Source organism: Mucilaginibacter sp. 21P, assembly GCF_019331605.1.
Classification (GTDB): domain Bacteria; phylum Bacteroidota; class Bacteroidia; order Sphingobacteriales; family Sphingobacteriaceae; genus Mucilaginibacter; species Mucilaginibacter achroorhodeus.
The window spans coordinates 1,680,052-1,695,171 of record NZ_CP063061.1; the positions used below are offsets into that span (position 1 = coordinate 1,680,052).

At 44.0% G+C, this 15,120-nt stretch carries 11 protein-coding genes; 9 read left to right on the forward strand and 2 right to left on the reverse strand.

The window, feature by feature from the left end; translation table 11 throughout:
• The first annotated feature begins 45 nt into the window (after positions 1-45).
• Complete coding sequence (locus INP83_RS07650) at positions 46-2,682, forward strand: glycoside hydrolase family 2 TIM barrel-domain containing protein (protein ID WP_219126948.1); 2,637 nt, start codon at positions 46-48, stop codon at positions 2,680-2,682.
• A gap of 10 nt (positions 2,683-2,692) precedes the next feature.
• Here INP83_RS07650 and INP83_RS07655 read toward each other — a convergent pair whose 3' ends face one another.
• Positions 2,693-3,277, reverse strand: a complete 585-nt coding sequence (locus tag INP83_RS07655) for an Ig-like domain-containing protein (RefSeq protein WP_219126949.1) — start codon at positions 3,275-3,277, stop codon at positions 2,693-2,695.
• Between the two features lie 111 nt (positions 3,278-3,388).
• Between INP83_RS07655 and INP83_RS07660 the strand changes: the two genes are divergently transcribed.
• Positions 3,389-3,994, forward strand: coding sequence for a DUF1684 domain-containing protein (locus INP83_RS07660; RefSeq protein WP_219126950.1), 606 nt, complete (start codon positions 3,389-3,391; stop codon positions 3,992-3,994).
• A 13-nt stretch (positions 3,995-4,007) separates the two neighbouring features.
• Here the strand turns inward: INP83_RS07660 and INP83_RS07665 are convergent, their stop codons facing one another.
• Positions 4,008-4,982: a hypothetical protein gene (locus INP83_RS07665; protein WP_219126951.1), complete on the reverse strand. Its 975-nt coding sequence runs from the start codon at positions 4,980-4,982 to the stop codon at positions 4,008-4,010.
• 250 nt (positions 4,983-5,232) lie between these two features.
• On the opposite strand from INP83_RS07665, the gene INP83_RS07670 reads away from it, so the two are divergent.
• From INP83_RS07670 to INP83_RS07700, 7 genes are all read left to right on the forward strand, one after another.
• Complete coding sequence (locus tag INP83_RS07670) at positions 5,233-5,514, forward strand: helix-turn-helix domain-containing protein (protein WP_146268883.1); 282 nt, start codon at positions 5,233-5,235, stop codon at positions 5,512-5,514.
• 133 nt (positions 5,515-5,647) lie between these two features.
• Positions 5,648-6,682, forward strand: a complete 1,035-nt coding sequence (locus tag INP83_RS07675; protein ID WP_219126952.1) for a LacI family DNA-binding transcriptional regulator — start codon at positions 5,648-5,650, stop codon at positions 6,680-6,682.
• 256 nt (positions 6,683-6,938) lie between these two features.
• Entirely contained in the window at positions 6,939-9,947 is a 3,009-nt protein-coding gene (locus INP83_RS07680; protein ID WP_255563275.1) for a SusC/RagA family TonB-linked outer membrane protein, read from the forward strand.
• A gap of 29 nt (positions 9,948-9,976) precedes the next feature.
• Positions 9,977-11,491, forward strand: coding sequence for a RagB/SusD family nutrient uptake outer membrane protein (locus INP83_RS07685; protein WP_219126953.1), 1,515 nt, complete (start codon positions 9,977-9,979; stop codon positions 11,489-11,491).
• Between the two features lie 39 nt (positions 11,492-11,530).
• Entirely contained in the window at positions 11,531-12,394 is an 864-nt protein-coding gene (locus tag INP83_RS07690) for a PKD domain-containing protein (RefSeq protein WP_219126954.1), read from the forward strand.
• A 41-nt stretch (positions 12,395-12,435) separates the two neighbouring features.
• On the forward strand, positions 12,436-13,560 hold the full coding sequence (locus INP83_RS07695; RefSeq protein WP_219126955.1) for an acyltransferase family protein: 1,125 nt from the start codon (positions 12,436-12,438) through the stop codon (positions 13,558-13,560).
• A 12-nt stretch (positions 13,561-13,572) separates the two neighbouring features.
• The gene (locus INP83_RS07700) at positions 13,573-15,120 is read left to right on the forward strand and encodes a DUF4832 domain-containing protein (RefSeq protein ID WP_219126956.1); all 1,548 of its coding nucleotides are present in this window, start codon (positions 13,573-13,575) and stop codon (positions 15,118-15,120) included.

Here is a 15,120-nt window from a genome sequence, read left to right on the forward strand (position 1 = left end):
AAATAATGTTGTTAGGCTTATCTTAGCGGCCATAACTGATCAGCTATGAAGATTACAGCCTGCCGTTTGCTACTCCTTTTTCTCTTAATTCCTTTCTTATCAAAAGCCCAAACAGAAACTGAACTGAACAGCGGCTGGCGGTGCATAAAAGCCGACGAGCTAAAAGCCAATGGCAGCCAGGTAAGTGCGACTGACTACAACGTTAACCAATGGATGCTCGCCACCGTGCCGGGAACAGTGCTTACAACACTGGTGAACAACCGTAAAATGCCTGATCCATTCTATGGAATGAACAATAAACAGATCCCCGATATTTATTACAAAGGCAATGCGTACTACACTTATTGGTTTGTTACCAACTTTTCCCATAAAAAGCCTGCAGCAGGACGGACAGTGTTCCTTAACCTGCGAGGGATAAATTATACCTGCGAGATCTTCATCAACGGTCAAAAGTTAAAGGCTGATGATGCGCAGGGAATGTTCCTCCGTCAATCGCATAATATTACGCAGTATCTTAAAGCAGATGGCAAAAACAGGCTGGCTATTTTGGTACATCCTGCACCGGTTGCAGGCAAGCCAAACGGCGGCCAGGGTGGCGACGGTACCATTGCACGCAACGTAGGCATGCAATACACCGCCGGCTGGGACTGGATACAACCCACTGCCGACCGTAATACTGGTATTTGGGATAAGGTGACGATACAGGAAACAGGCAACGTGCGCATAAATGCGCCGCACGTAATCACGCTTGTACCGGGTGTACGCTTGCCCGGCGCTAAGCAGGATGCAGCCATCATCAAAACCTCTGCAGAGTTACAGAATAATACGGCTAAACCGTTATCGGGCTTGTTGAAATATACTATTAACGGTCAAACGGTAAGCAAGCAAGTAAATCTCGCTGCAAATACAACTACCGAAATTGCCTTGCCGGCGCTTACCATGAATAATCCTAAACTTTGGTGGCCTAACGGTTATGGTGAACAGTATCTGTATCCATCAAACTTTGAGTTTACAGAGGGTGGAAAAGTTCTTTCTGATAAACAAGAGGTGCAGGTAGGCATCCGCCAGATTGATACCAAATGGAACGAGGTCACCAACAGCAGGCAGGTGGCGGTTAACGGGCAAAAGATATTTATTAAGGGTGGTAACTGGATCATCTCTGATGCCATGCTGCGCTTCAGCGATGCCCGTTATGATGCCGAAGTGCGTTACCATCGCGATATGAACCTTAACCTCATCAGGATATGGGGTGGAGCAATGATAGAGCGGCCCGAATTTTATGCTGCCTGCGATAGGTATGGCATACTGGTGTTCCAGGATTTTTGGATGTCTGGTGATTGTAACGGTCGTTGGATAGACCCGGCCAAAACTGATGACCAATGGACACGACGTAAATACCCGGACGATCATTCGCTGTTTTTGCGTTCGGCAGAAGACCAGATCAAAATGGTACGTAACCACGCATCGCTGGCAATATGGTGTGGTGGCAACGAGATCCCTCCGCCTGATGATATTTTAGTGCCGCTGCGCGATCAGTTGTTACCTAAGCTGGATGGTACACGCTGGTTCATAGATTATTCAAATTCGGCAGAGATGTCTTACAACACCGACGGTGGCAATGGCGATGGCCCTTACGGTATACAAAATATCAACACTTTTTGGCAGCATAAAACCTTTCCGTTTAACTCAGAGGTAGGGTCTGTTGGTGTAGGCGATTACGAATCATTACAGCGTTTTATTCCGGCTGCAAATTTAAAGGCGCCAAAGTTTGATGGTAAAAAGGAAAGTGTAGACTCTGTATGGGATTATCACAAATACATCGGGTACGAGAATTCGATAAAGCCTTACGGCGAAGCTAAAGACGCCCGTGATTTCTCAATGAAGGCGCAACTGGTAAACTACGACCAATATCGTGCTTTGATGGAAGGCTTTAGTTCTCATATGTGGGAATGGTATACCGGTTCAATCATCTGGAAAACCCAAAACCCATGGACCGCACTGCGCGGACAGATGTACGATTACTACCTGGATGCTAACGCTTGTTTATATGGTTTACGTAGCGGGTCAGAGCCTGTGCACGTAGCCTATAATCCTGTAGATGGAAACATTATTGCGATCAACAACGGGTTCAAGAATTTGAATAACCACATGCTGGTAGTTAAAACCTATGACATGGCCGGCCGCGACTCGCTGCTGACGCAGGTATTTATTTCTATCGGCGCGTCATCATACCAAAAGGTTCTGTCGTTGAAATCACAGGTAGATGCCTTGCGCAAAAAAGACGGCGTTTTCCTGAGCGTTAAATTGCTTGATGAACGCAAGCAAGTTCAAAGTAATAACTTTTACTGGCTGCCTAATACGGATGGCGAATATTCCGGTTTGCAGGATATCAAGAAAACAAAGCTGAATGTAGCAACAAAGCAATTAGCTAACGGCAAGGTTGAAATAAGCCTAACCAACCCCAAAGGTGGCCCGGTCGCATTCTTTAATCGCCTTGCGCTGATCAATAGCACTACAAAACAGCGCGTATTACCGGCATTTACAGCAGATAACTACTTGTCTGTAATGCCCGGCGAAAGCAGAAAGGTTGTAATAGAATACCCTCAAACCGTAAAAGATAGACTTCAGTTACAGTTGTACGGCTGGAATGTTAATGAGCAGATCCTTGATATAAATTATTGACCTTTTATGTTTAGTTAACCGTCAGGTCAGTAGTGATGGTTCCTGCGGTGTAATTACCATTAGCAATTTGCGACGCTGTGATGGTAGTTTTGCCGGCTTTCTTTACAGTGACTATGTTGCCGTTTATAGAGGCTATGGTAGGGTCGGCGATAGTGTAAAGAATGGAGCCGCTGCTATTGCTGGTAGGCGCGGTAAGGGCAAACGCTGCATCAGATGCAAGTTTTGTAACCGCCGGGAAATTATTGATGGTAGGAGCAATCCTGTTCACCTTAAAATCTGCAGCAATGGCCAGTTGGGTAAACTTGTCAGATTCTCTTTGAGTAGCAGTAATAGTTGTGATGCCGGCACCTTTAATTGATACGGTTGAGCCATTAACGGTAGCTACATTGGTGTTGCTACTGATGTAAGTAAAAGGCTCAGGGCTGTTTGTTGTGGGCGGGGTTATATCAAAATCGGCGTCACCATAATTTTTATCGGCAAACGCAAAATCAGATTGTGTGGTTTGCTGGCGTTTGTAATCAACGGTTTTTTTGCAGGCAGAGGAAATAGTTGCTATCAGGATTACCGCTATCGTAGCTTTTAGAATGTTTTTCATTTTTTAGTGATGGGATTTTAGCTTAAACTGGCCTGTTCTACGAAAAAGGCGGCATAAAGGTTTGAGTACATGCCTGCCATTCTTTCAGCAGCAATAATTACCTTTATCATTATGAAATACCTTATCCTGATCATCACTATTTTAAGTTTAAACGTTTCAGCCCAAACTTATAAACAACGTTTGGCCGCATATCGCGAGCGCTACAAAGCAGATTTTTTAAGCGATGCTCATTCGCCGCTTAAACAGGAAGATCTAAATAATTTGAATTTCTACGATGCCGACAGCACCTACAAAGTATCAGCAGATGTGCAGTTAACTCCCGGCGAGATCCCTTTTCAAATGCCTACGTTTAGCGGCACCGCGCAAACTTATGTACGATTTGCCAAAGCGAAATTTAACTTGCAAGGCAAAGCCTATGAGCTCAATCTTTATCGCAGTATTGCCCTCATGCAAACCCCGGCATTGGCTAACTATCTGTTTTCACCATTTACGGATGACACCAACGGCAGCGAAACTTATCAGGGTGGGCGCTACATTGATATGCAAACTACGGACATCAGGAATGGTAAAATGGAGATAGATTTCAACAAAGCTTACAACCCATATTGCGCTTACAGTGCCGGCTACCAATGCCCAATACCCCCACGCGAAAACTTTTTGCCGTTAAAGATAACAGCAGGCGAAAAGCTTTACACCGGCGAGAAAAAGCACCGTTAACTGTTTATACGTTTTACCCGCGCGTTGCCTGCCAAATAAACCAAACGTTTAACAAAACATAGGTACCCAGGATGATCCTGCTGCTAACGAAGTCAAATCTTTTAGCACGTTTGAACTCATCTCTTTTAACAAGTAACAGGGAATATGAAGTACAAACTATCGTGACAAGTATAGACATGAGCGTGAGGCCGTGCAGCATATCAACCAACGTAAAACTGCTTGTTTCGGGTAAGGATGCATCCACAATGTATTTATTACCCACAACGGCGAACAGCGCGCCTACGCCAAGCCCAAATCTGGAATCTATACTATCCGAGTGGATGTAAAACGAGATAAACGAAATAAGGAAGGCCACATACATTCCCAGGAACAATTTCCAGAAAAGCCCCATAGCATCACGACTGATAGTGAGCACAACCTTAAAGTTGCTGTATTCGGTATGGGGTTTAGCAGCGCTCTCATCGCCGAAAGCGGTCTCATATTTTTTAATGCCCGTGGTTATATCAATGCTGTCAATGTTCCATCCCCGTAAGGTAAAGCGTGGATCAAAATGCTGACCAATGGTATCAGCCTTAAAAACCAACGATTTTGATTCAAATTGAGAGTTTTCTATAGAAAAACGGAGTTTCTGCTTATCAAAAGGGAAATTGTTAGTAGCCCATGAATCCTTCATGGTGGCTTGCAATTTCATCAGCATGTAGATACGGTTAGTACTGGAGTCGACGGTAGAAAAGGCTGTTGAGACTGACTTGGCCTGTGGTACCTCCAGGTTGTGCAAAAAATCAAAGCCTTTGTTTTTGTATTTAAGCCAAAGCCACATATTGATGTTGTACTCTTTGTCTTTAAAGTTAATGTCATGAATGCTGGTGATGTAGACGCCCGTTTTAACCGTATCCGGCTTTTTTATTTGCGCATTTGCTGTAAGGCAAAGCACGAAGTATATGATAAAACTTGCTGTAATATATTTAAAGGCATTTAGCATAAGCATATAAACATCAAAGAGGCAAAAAGTTGAGGCTCTTTCGCATTTTTTTATTCTAAAACGCTCTGTTATCTAACTGGTTAAAACATTTTATCATGGCGATAGTTGAAGTATTATTTGTGGATAACGGGAGTAAAACAACCACTAATTATAATAGCCGTTTAAGGCAACTTATAATTACCGAATGATTTAAGATAAAAGTAAATCCGTTGGTTGTTTATTCTCGTTAGTTGATGAAGATACCAATACTAAATTAATGAAAAATAATATCAAAAACAGGGTAAGCGAGATCATTACTAATATCAGGCTCGCCCGCGAGAGACTTAATTACACGCAGGATTACCTGGCTATGCGTATGAATGTTTCACAAAATGCCTATTCTAAAATAGAATTGGGTTACTCTAAACTCACCTTGGCCAGGTTAATGGAAATATGTAATATCCTTGAAATACCATTAAGCGATATGATAGAACCAGAAAAAAAGCAGGTTAATTACCGCCTGGTGTATAACCCGGCCTTGCAGGCGCAGGCAGTGTAAAGTACATTATCTATTCAATTATATAAATAAACGGCCCGGCTTTTTGCGGGCCGTTTTCGTTTTAATATAAGGGCTTAGTTACCGGCTTAAGATTTTTAATGCTAAATTAGCTAATTAGTTACTTACCCTATTAATGTCAAAAAACAAGTTACCTACCATTAAGGAGATAGCCAAGCGGCTCAATGTGTCTGCATCTACCGTATCACGGGCGCTGCATGATCATCCAAGTATCGGTTTGGTAACTACCATGCGGGTACGCAAAGTAGCGCAAGAGTTAGGGTACGAGGCCAACAAGATGGCCATCTACTTTAAAGAGCGCAAAACCTACACTATCGGGGTGATCATCCCCGATCTTTCCGAGCCATTTTTTTCCGCCGCGCTTACCGGTATCGAGGATGCCGCCGAAGCCAGTAATTACAACGTTATCATCGGCCAGTCATTGGATAATTTTGAGCGTGAGAAAAAAATAGTGGAGAATATGAAAGACCATAGGGTAGATGGTATACTGGTATCACTTACCAAAGAAACTTCTACTTATGAACATTTCGACGGGCTTAAAAAGTATAACATCCCGGTGGTTTTCTTTGATCGCGTACCCAACCGCAAGGATATCAATTACGTTGCCTGTAATCTGGTAGCCGGTATGTTGCAAGCTGTCTCCAAGTTAGTTGCCATGGGGCATTCGCGAATAGGGTTAATTAATGGCCCTGCTAAACTGGCTGCTACCCTGCAACGGCTGGAAATTTATTTCAGGTGTTTGAAGGAAAATAACCTGCCAATGGATCAGGATATCATTGTATCAACAACGCTGGCAAAAAGTGATAATTTAAAAGCCATCAATAAACTGATCATTTTAGAGGAGCCGCCAACGGCAGTGATTGTTTTTAACGATTATGTACTGCTGGATTGCATTGCTGCCGTTAAAACCGCCGGGCTGAAAGTAAATAAAGACATCAGTTTTATCAGTTTTGCCAACCTGCCCATTTGGGAATATATGGATAGTGTGCCACTTGCCTCTATTGAACAATTCGCCAATAAACAATCATCTATGGCTGCGGGTTTTTTATTTAAGCTTATTAACAACGCTGCTTCGCCCAACCCGGTAGAGCTTCCGCTATTACAACATATCATCGACTCTGAGATGGTAGAGTACAATCGTTCAAAATAAATCAACGTAATTTTCGATCTGCAACAAATTATTTAGGGTTTAAGCTCCTAAATCGCTAATAATAATTTGTTTACAACGCGCCTTATGCAAATTACGCAAACGGTTGCGTTGAGTTTGCGCAAACGGTTGCGTAATCTATGCAAACGTTTGCGCAATTGTCAGGGCGGGGTCACGAGCTTTTGTTAACAGTAATTTTACGTCACTTTTACAAATAAGCAACTAACCATTCTGTACTAAACAAACTAATCGTCACAATATGATCAGAAAACTTCTACTCATCTTTTGTTGCGTTCTGTTGATTTCTTTGCAGGGCTATGCCCAATCTGCCAAGGTCACCGGGCGCGTTGTATCCGCAAAGGATAACCAGCCGCTGCCCGGTGTAAGTGTAGCAGTAAAAGGAACCTCAAACGGCGCCATGACCAATGTTAACGGCGACTTTGCCGTTAATGTGCCATCCGGAAAATCAACCCTTGTTGTCAGCTTTATAGGTTACACCTCAAAACAGGTTGAGGTTACCGCAGGCCAAATCGGCATACAGGTATCACTTGCAGAAGACATACAGCAACTTAATGATGTTGTTGTTGTGGGTTACAGCAGCAAAAAGCAAAGCGAGTTAACCAGCGCTGTAACTGTGGTGAATGCTAATAAGCTTAAAGACGTTACTGCAAACAATGTAGGAACCATGCTGCAAGGTAAGGTAGCCGGTTTGCAGGTAATTAACAGCAGCGGTGTGCCGGGTGCCAATCCAGAGATAAGGCTACGCGGTGTGTCGTCCGTTAATGCTAATCAAAGCCCGCTATTTGTGGTTGATGGTATTATTGGCGGAAACTACGACCCTAATGATGTTGAAAGCATTACAGTATTGAAAGATGCGGCATCAACCGCATTGTATGGTTCGCAGGCAAATGCCGGTGTTATCATCGTTACAACCAAAAAAGCCAAAAGCGGCCAAACCAGGTTTGAGGCAAAAGCATCTTCAGGTTTCCGCACCGCAGATTTTGGTAAGCTTAATGTGATGAACAGCAACGAGCTTTATGATTACCAGAAAGAATTTTATCGCGATTACATTGTAGGCGCTACAGATAACAGCTATAAAATTGACCTGGCTAAATTCTATTCAGAACGCCCGCTATCCCTGCGTAACCAGGATTATAACTGGCCGAAACAATCTTTCAAGGCAGCGCCGATGTACAACTTCTACTTATCGGCAAGTGGTAAAACAGAAAAAAATGATTACTACGTAGGTGCATCATACTATAATGAGAAAGGTACTTTCTTAAATACCAATTACCAGCGTATCAACTTACGTGCAAATTCAACCTACCATTTCTCTAAAAAGCTTGATATCACCAATAACATCAACTTAAGTGGTAATATGGGAAAGAGCTATGATTACATGGATGTATATTATTCTTTCCTGAATATGCCATGGGATAACCCATATGACGCAAACGGAAATGCAATTTACGTTGATGGTAATTCTACATTTAAATGGTGGTCGAGAGATAAGATCAACCCAATTAATACCATAAAAAACTCAGACCATAGCTACAAGGGTTTCGATCTGAACTATGACCTCGGTATCAATTACCGCATCACAAACTGGTTAACATTTGCCAGCACCAACAGGGTAGCTGCTGGTTTCAACAAGGGCACAAATTACGTGTCGCCTACTGCGGCCGGTACTTACCACGGAACCGGTTACCTGGATGAGTTGAATACACTTAATTATGGCATAGTGTCAAACCAGTTATTAAAATTTGATTTTAAACTGGGCGACCATAACCTGAGCGGTTTTGCAGGTGCAGCATTTGAAGGCAGCAATACCGAATATTCAGGGGCATCAGGTAAAGGCTTGCCTGAAGGCTTGCGCGTGCTTAACGTAGTATCAAACAACCAATTGGTTAACGGGTACAACGCCAAAGCTTACCTGCAATCGTTGTTATCACAGGTTAACTACAATTACAAAGAGAAATATTTCTTGTCTGCATCAGTACGTTATGATGGTTCTTCGGCGTTTGCACCTACCAAGCAGTATGGAACCTTCCCATCGGTATCCGGCGCATGGCTGGTTAGCAACGAGGATTTCCTGGCAGGCAATTCAATACTTAATAACCTTAAAATACGAGGTAGTTATGGTGTAACCGGTACGCAGGATATTGGCGCATCAAGATACCTTGGCTTATTCTCACTTACTACGCAATACAATGGCCTGGTAGGTGCGGTGCCTTACCAACTGGCAAGCCCTAACCTAACCTGGGAGAGCAAACATCAGGTTAACCTTGGTGCAGATATCAGTTTGTTTAACCGCTTAACCTTAACGGTTGATGTTTATCGCAACAACACCAAAAACCTGCTGCTGCAAGTATCGCAGCCGCTATCTGTTGGGTTTGAGACCAAATGGGAAAATGCGGGTAACGTGATCAATAAGGGTATTGAGGTTGGCATCAGCTCTACTAACATCCGCAACAAGGATTTTGAGTGGAACACTGATTTCAACATCAACTTTAATAACAACAAGATCTACGGCTTGCCTGCACCGATCGTTAAAACAGGCTCATGGAGCATCTCGCAGATCTACCGCAACGGTGGCAACCTGTATGAGTTTTACATGCCAAAATGGTTAGGCGTTGATGCGCAAACCGGTGCGCCAGTGTGGGAGAAAATTGTTTATGATAACAATGGCAAAGCTGTTGCCAGCGAAAGAACATCAGATTACTCGCAAGCCACTATACAGGAAGTAGGTTCAGCACTGCCTAAGTTCCAGGGTGGTTTTAACAACAGCTTGCGTTACAAAAACTTCAACCTAAGGGTTAGCACTTACCTTAACTACGGTAACAAAGTGTTCAGCAATAACCTTAGGTTTATGATGAATGATGGGCACGAGCCATACTACAATCAGATAAAACTACCTTCTGGCGCAAAAGTATGGAGCGGCCCGGGCGATACACAGGCAACAGAGCCAAGTCCGCAAAACTCAGCTAACTCAACTGAAACATCTACCCGTTACTTAAAAGATGGCAGCTATTTTACCATCCGTAACATTGCGTTGTCTTACACGCTGCCGAAGCAATGGGCAAAAAGCATCAGCATGGATGGCATAACTGTAGGGCTTACTGCTGATAACGTGGCTACATTCTCCAACTTCCTGGGGCAGGATCCGCAGACAACCATACAACCGGGCAGCTTTGCAACCCCCGGCGTGTCTGACTTTAAGTATCCTAACAATCGCCAGTATTTGTTTACAGTTAACTTTAATTTTTAAGCAGGTATATCCTGATAAGATAATATAGTATGAAAAATAAATTTTTCGCCCTGCTAACGCTCGCTATGGTTGCTGCAAGCAGCTGTAAAAACTTAAACGTTAACCCCAGCGATGCCATAAGTACAGGTACCATTACCACCACATCAGACGGCCTAACCAATGCCCTTAATGGTGCTTACGCTTTATTGAAAGACCACATAGAATTTAACGGTACCGTTGATAACAATAACATGTACCTGCGCCAGTTTTATCACCTGAGCGATTTTGCCAGCGATGATATTGTTTGCGGCCAGGTAACAACCGACCCTTTGTATTACAGCTTTAGCTTAGGCCATTCGCCGTCGCAAGGTAACACACGTTATTACTGGTATGTATCGTACAAGATCATCACCGGTGTAAATACGGTAATTGATGCCATTGAGAAATCAGGAAAAACAGATGCTACCACCAACCAGCTTTTGGGTGAGTGTTATTTTTTACGGGCATTTTGCCACTTTAACCTGGTAAGGTTATTCGGCAAACCATACAGCGTTGATCCAAACTCGCCGGGTATTATCCTGCGCACCAATTTGACCGACGAAGCGCAAAAAGCCCGATCAACCGTTAAAGAAGTTTATGATTCGGTTATCGCCGATACTGAAAAGGCAGAAGGGTTAATGACCCAGAGCCGCGGCGTGCAATATGCATCACAAGAGGCTGCCTGGTCATTACTGGCGCGTGTCAACCTTTACAAAGAAGATAACGCAAAGGCAATTGAATGGGCAAACAAAGTGATCAACTCAGGTAAATTTACTTTAACCACCAAGGCTACTTATCCAAGCTTGTTCGCTAACGCTAAAACCGGTTCTGAAACCATCTTCTGTATTGCCTTTACACAGGTTGATGATTACGGCAAATTCGGTTCTATCGCATCCATGATCTATTCAGACGGTAACTCGGGCTGGGGAGAGGAATATGCCTCATCATCCCTGCGCGACCTGATGAGCGCCCACCCGGAAGATGTGCGCTGGTCGTACATTGTTCCTTCGAAGGATGCATCGGGCAACGTTCAAAAGAAGAATGGTATCGAGATGTACTACATCAGTAAATTCTCTTTCCAGGATGGGTTGCCTAACCTGAGCTCTCCAATTATGTTCAGGCTGGCAGAGATGTACCTGATACGTGCCGAAGCTGAAGCCAAGACCAACGCTACAGCTGCCGCTTTGGATGACGTGAATACTATCCGCAAAAACCGCGGCTTAGAAGGCTCATTGTATACCAGTGTGCCTGCAGGCAAAACAGCGCTTGACGTAGTGTTGGATGAGAAGCGCATTGAGATGGCTTTTGAGGGTCACCGCACTTATGATGTATTCCGCAACAAACGCACCTTGGATAAAACTTATTGGGGATATCACATCACCAGCTTAAAAGAAACAGACATTGATCTGTCTAAAAAGCCGAGCGGATATCCAAACCTAACGGTGCCTTATACCAGCCCGCGCACAATCTATTTCATTCCTATTGATGAAATACTGAGCAACAATAAGGCAACCCAAAATCCATAATCAACAGCAAGGTATCACTAAGTAAATAACTGTTCTGATATGAAAAAAGTTAAAGCAACCGCCCTGTTTTGCATAGCACTGCTGGGCATCAGCATAAGTTCCTGCAAAAAAGACAACTACGTGCCCCAAACCGACCTCGCATATGATGTTGCGGTTGATGGTGCTACGGCCACATTTAAGGTAACAACAACCGGCGTTACCAATTATCAATGGGATTTTGGCGATGGTACCAAATCAACCGATGCATCACCAACACATACTTATCCGGGCAAGGGTAAATATGTGCCTACACTCGTCGCATCGGTAAACGGCAAAACCACCGAGTCGTCTACCGTATTGCGAATTGCTAAAGTATCGCCGGTTAAATTAAACGACAACTCACTTGCTGATTGGGATGCTGTTACGCAAAACGTAATTCCGTTAGGCCCGAACAAGGGTGTTGTTAACGCGGTAAAATTAGATTACGACGGCAACTATGTATATATTTATATGGAGATGGCCCGCAAAAAGGCAGACGCTGATATCTTCGATTTTTACATCGACTCTGATAACAACCCTGCTACCGGTTTGCTGACAGGCACTTTCACAGGTGGTGGATATGATATATTGCTGGAAGGACAATTACTGACATCCGGAATAGATATTTTCTACCATAACAGTACAGATCAGACAGCGTTCTCATTTGCCCAGCAATCTATTGCCGATGCTATTAAAGTGGGTACAGTGCAGGAAGCAAATGGTGTGACCAAATTTGAAATGAGCATAGCGCGCGGTAAACTGAAAGGCCTTACCGGCACAGGAGCCCGTTTTGGCATACAGGTTACCAAGAATGATTACTCGGTACTGTTCGGCAGCGCACCGGATCCGGGAAGTGCAAGCTTCTTTTTGGATATGAGTGAATAGTGCTTAAAGTAACACGATAAATAATATACATCGCGCACTTTATGGTAAAAGCTAATTCTGCAGATCAACTGGCCTCAGGCCGCCTCGTATCACTTGATGTGATGCGCGGTCTGATCATGATACTGCTTTGCGGCGAAAGCTGTGCAGTTTATGAGTCTATTAGGCATCTAAATGATACAGAGCCTGCCGGCGGACTCATCATGCAGTTTTTTCACCATCCGTGGCATGGGCTGCGTTTCTGGGATTTGGTGCAGCCTGCGTTTATGTTTATGGCAGGTGCCGCCATGTATATTTCATACAGCCGTAAGCTGGCTAAGGGCAGCGGTTGGAGCAACAATTTAAAGCATATCCTCATCCGCAGCCTTAAATTGTTCATTTGCGGTGTTGCACTGCATTGCGTTTACGCAGGCAAACCGGTTTGGGAGCTTTGGAACGTATTAACGCAGTTAGCGTTCACAACCATAGTGGCTTATCTGATAATCGATCGTTCTTATGCTTTTCAGATTGCATTTGGTGTAGGCCTGCTGGTTATAACAGAAGTGCTTTACCGCACCATACTTATTCCGGGCTTTGACCAGCCTTTTATGGAGGGCCACAATTTCGGTTCTTATACCGATACCTTGTTGATGGGTAAAATAAACAGCGATGGCTGGGTAACTCTTAACTGCATCCCCACGGCGGCGCACACCATCTGGGGCGTACTTGCGGGTAAGTTACTGGTATCAAACAGAACGTCGGCACAAAAAATTAGCACGTTGGTCATCGCCGGCATTATTGCTTTAGCGATTGGCTTCGGGTTAGATTGGACGGGTATAACACCAATTATCAAACGCATCAGCACCAGTTCTTTTGTATTTGCCTCGGTAGGTTGGGTACTGTTAATGCTGGCTGCGGTGTACTGGTTTGTTGATGTAAAGCAAAACAAGCGCTACGCATGGATAGCCACTGTTGTGGGTATGAACGCCATATTTATTTACCTGTTTTTTGAGACAGTAGGCGCCCAATGGGTAAACCACGCCGTTAGCATATTTAGCGGCCAGATGCTCAACCTGTTTTTAGGAGTGCCTGCACATATAGCTGCGGTTGTATCGGCACTAACTACGCTGGTATTAGAGTGGGGGTTATGTTATTGGCTGTACAAACGCAGCATCTTTTTTAAACTTTAAACCATTATAGTAATGATAAAGATATTAACAGGATATTGCCTTGGGCTGGTGTTAGCCTTTACGTTGTTGTCCTCGTCATGCAAAGACAAAGAGGCTAACCTGGTTAAGGTGGAAAAGGTAAATGTTACCTATACAGAAAGCAATGAAGATTTTCCTAACCCCGAGCGCGGTTTCTACCGCTACTCCGAGGTGCACTCAAGTAATTACACGGTACTTTCTGTAGATGAGCTTAAGAGTTATCGCTCTTTACAATCTATCCAGAGTGCAAACTACAGCGTTTTAAGCACGCTTGTATTTCGCTATTATATTTTGGATGATGTGGTTAATCAGCCAATAAAGTCAACGTTTTTAGATAAACTTAAAAAGGACTTTGCAGCAGCGCGTGAGGCCGGCGTTAAGCTGATACCACGCTTTGTTTACACCGCAACGGCCAAACCGGGCAATTGCCCCGAAGGATTTATTTGCCCGCTTTATGGCGATGCTCCCAAGAACATTATCCTAAACCACATTGCCCAACTAAAACCGGTATTGCATGATAACGCCGATATAATTGCCTGCGTGCAATTAGGATTTATAGGCGTATGGGGCGAGCAATATTACACCGACTTTTTTGGAGATGCATCACAGAATGCAACGCAAGGCAAACTGCTTGATGCCAACTGGCGAGATAGGATAGAAGTGATAAAAGCCATGCTTGATGCTGTACCTGCTGATAGGATGGTGCAGCTGCGCTACCCGCAAATAAAACAGCGTTACATTTACGGCATAAACGCCTTGATAACGTCGGCACCGTTAACTGATGCGCAAGCCTTTAGCGAGAATGATATAGCCCGCTTAGGTTACCATAACGATTGTTTTTTGGCCAGTTCAAACGATTTTGGCACTTATGAAGATTATGGTAACAGCTCAACCCCTCGTACATCTGATGGGGCCGTGCTTAACACTTTGAAAGACTATTTTAAAGCAGACAGTAAATTTGTGGTTGTGGGCGGTGAAACCTGTTCTGATGGTTACAGCCCAACTAATGATTGCGAACCGGGCGGCCAGGCACAGGCGGAGTTTTCATCGCTGCATTACAGCTTCATCAATGCGCATTATAATACCGAGGTAAATAACGACTGGCAGGATGGCGGTTGTATGGATAATATTAAACGCAACCTGGGTTATCGTTTTGTGCTGCAGAGCGCTTCCCTGCCTGATAATGCAGTACGTAATGCATCAATGCAGATTACTTTGAACATTAAAAACAAGGGTTACGCCTCGCCCTATAACAAACGTACCGTTAAGCTGGTGTTGCGAAATAAGGCTACCAAAGAGATCCGTTCGATAGATCTGGCTACAGACATCCGCCGGTGGTATAGTGGCGACAACCAGGTGAGCGAATCGGTAAACATTCCGGCAGACCTGCCCGCTGGTGATTATGAAATGCTGTTGAATATGCCCGACGCTTATGCAAGCATCGCCACAAAGCCGGAGTTTAGTATCCGTTTGGCTAATAACGATGTATGGGAATCTACTACCGGTTACAATAATTTAAACCACACGCTAAAAGTAAACTGA

Bases quoted from the DNA above. Each gene is read 5' to 3' on its own strand.
- INP83_RS07660 (WP_219126950.1), top strand. From the start codon at position 3,389: ATGAAATACCTTATCCTGATCATCACTATTTTAAGTTTAAACGTTTCA.
- INP83_RS07655 (WP_219126949.1), bottom strand. From the start codon at position 3,277: ATGAAAAACATTCTAAAAGCTACGATAGCGGTAATCCTGATAGCAACT.
- INP83_RS07690 (WP_219126954.1), top strand. From the start codon at position 11,531: ATGAAAAAAGTTAAAGCAACCGCCCTGTTTTGCATAGCACTGCTGGGC.
- INP83_RS07700 (WP_219126956.1), top strand. From the start codon at position 13,573: ATGATAAAGATATTAACAGGATATTGCCTTGGGCTGGTGTTAGCCTTT.
- INP83_RS07675 (WP_219126952.1), top strand. From the start codon at position 5,648: ATGTCAAAAAACAAGTTACCTACCATTAAGGAGATAGCCAAGCGGCTC.
- INP83_RS07650 (WP_219126948.1), top strand. From the start codon at position 46: ATGAAGATTACAGCCTGCCGTTTGCTACTCCTTTTTCTCTTAATTCCT.
- INP83_RS07665 (WP_219126951.1), bottom strand. From the start codon at position 4,982: ATGCTTATGCTAAATGCCTTTAAATATATTACAGCAAGTTTTATCATA.
- INP83_RS07685 (WP_219126953.1), top strand. From the start codon at position 9,977: ATGAAAAATAAATTTTTCGCCCTGCTAACGCTCGCTATGGTTGCTGCA.
- INP83_RS07680 (WP_255563275.1), top strand. From the start codon at position 6,939: ATGATCAGAAAACTTCTACTCATCTTTTGTTGCGTTCTGTTGATTTCT.
- INP83_RS07695 (WP_219126955.1), top strand. From the start codon at position 12,436: ATGGTAAAAGCTAATTCTGCAGATCAACTGGCCTCAGGCCGCCTCGTA.
- INP83_RS07670 (WP_146268883.1), top strand. From the start codon at position 5,233: ATGAAAAATAATATCAAAAACAGGGTAAGCGAGATCATTACTAATATC.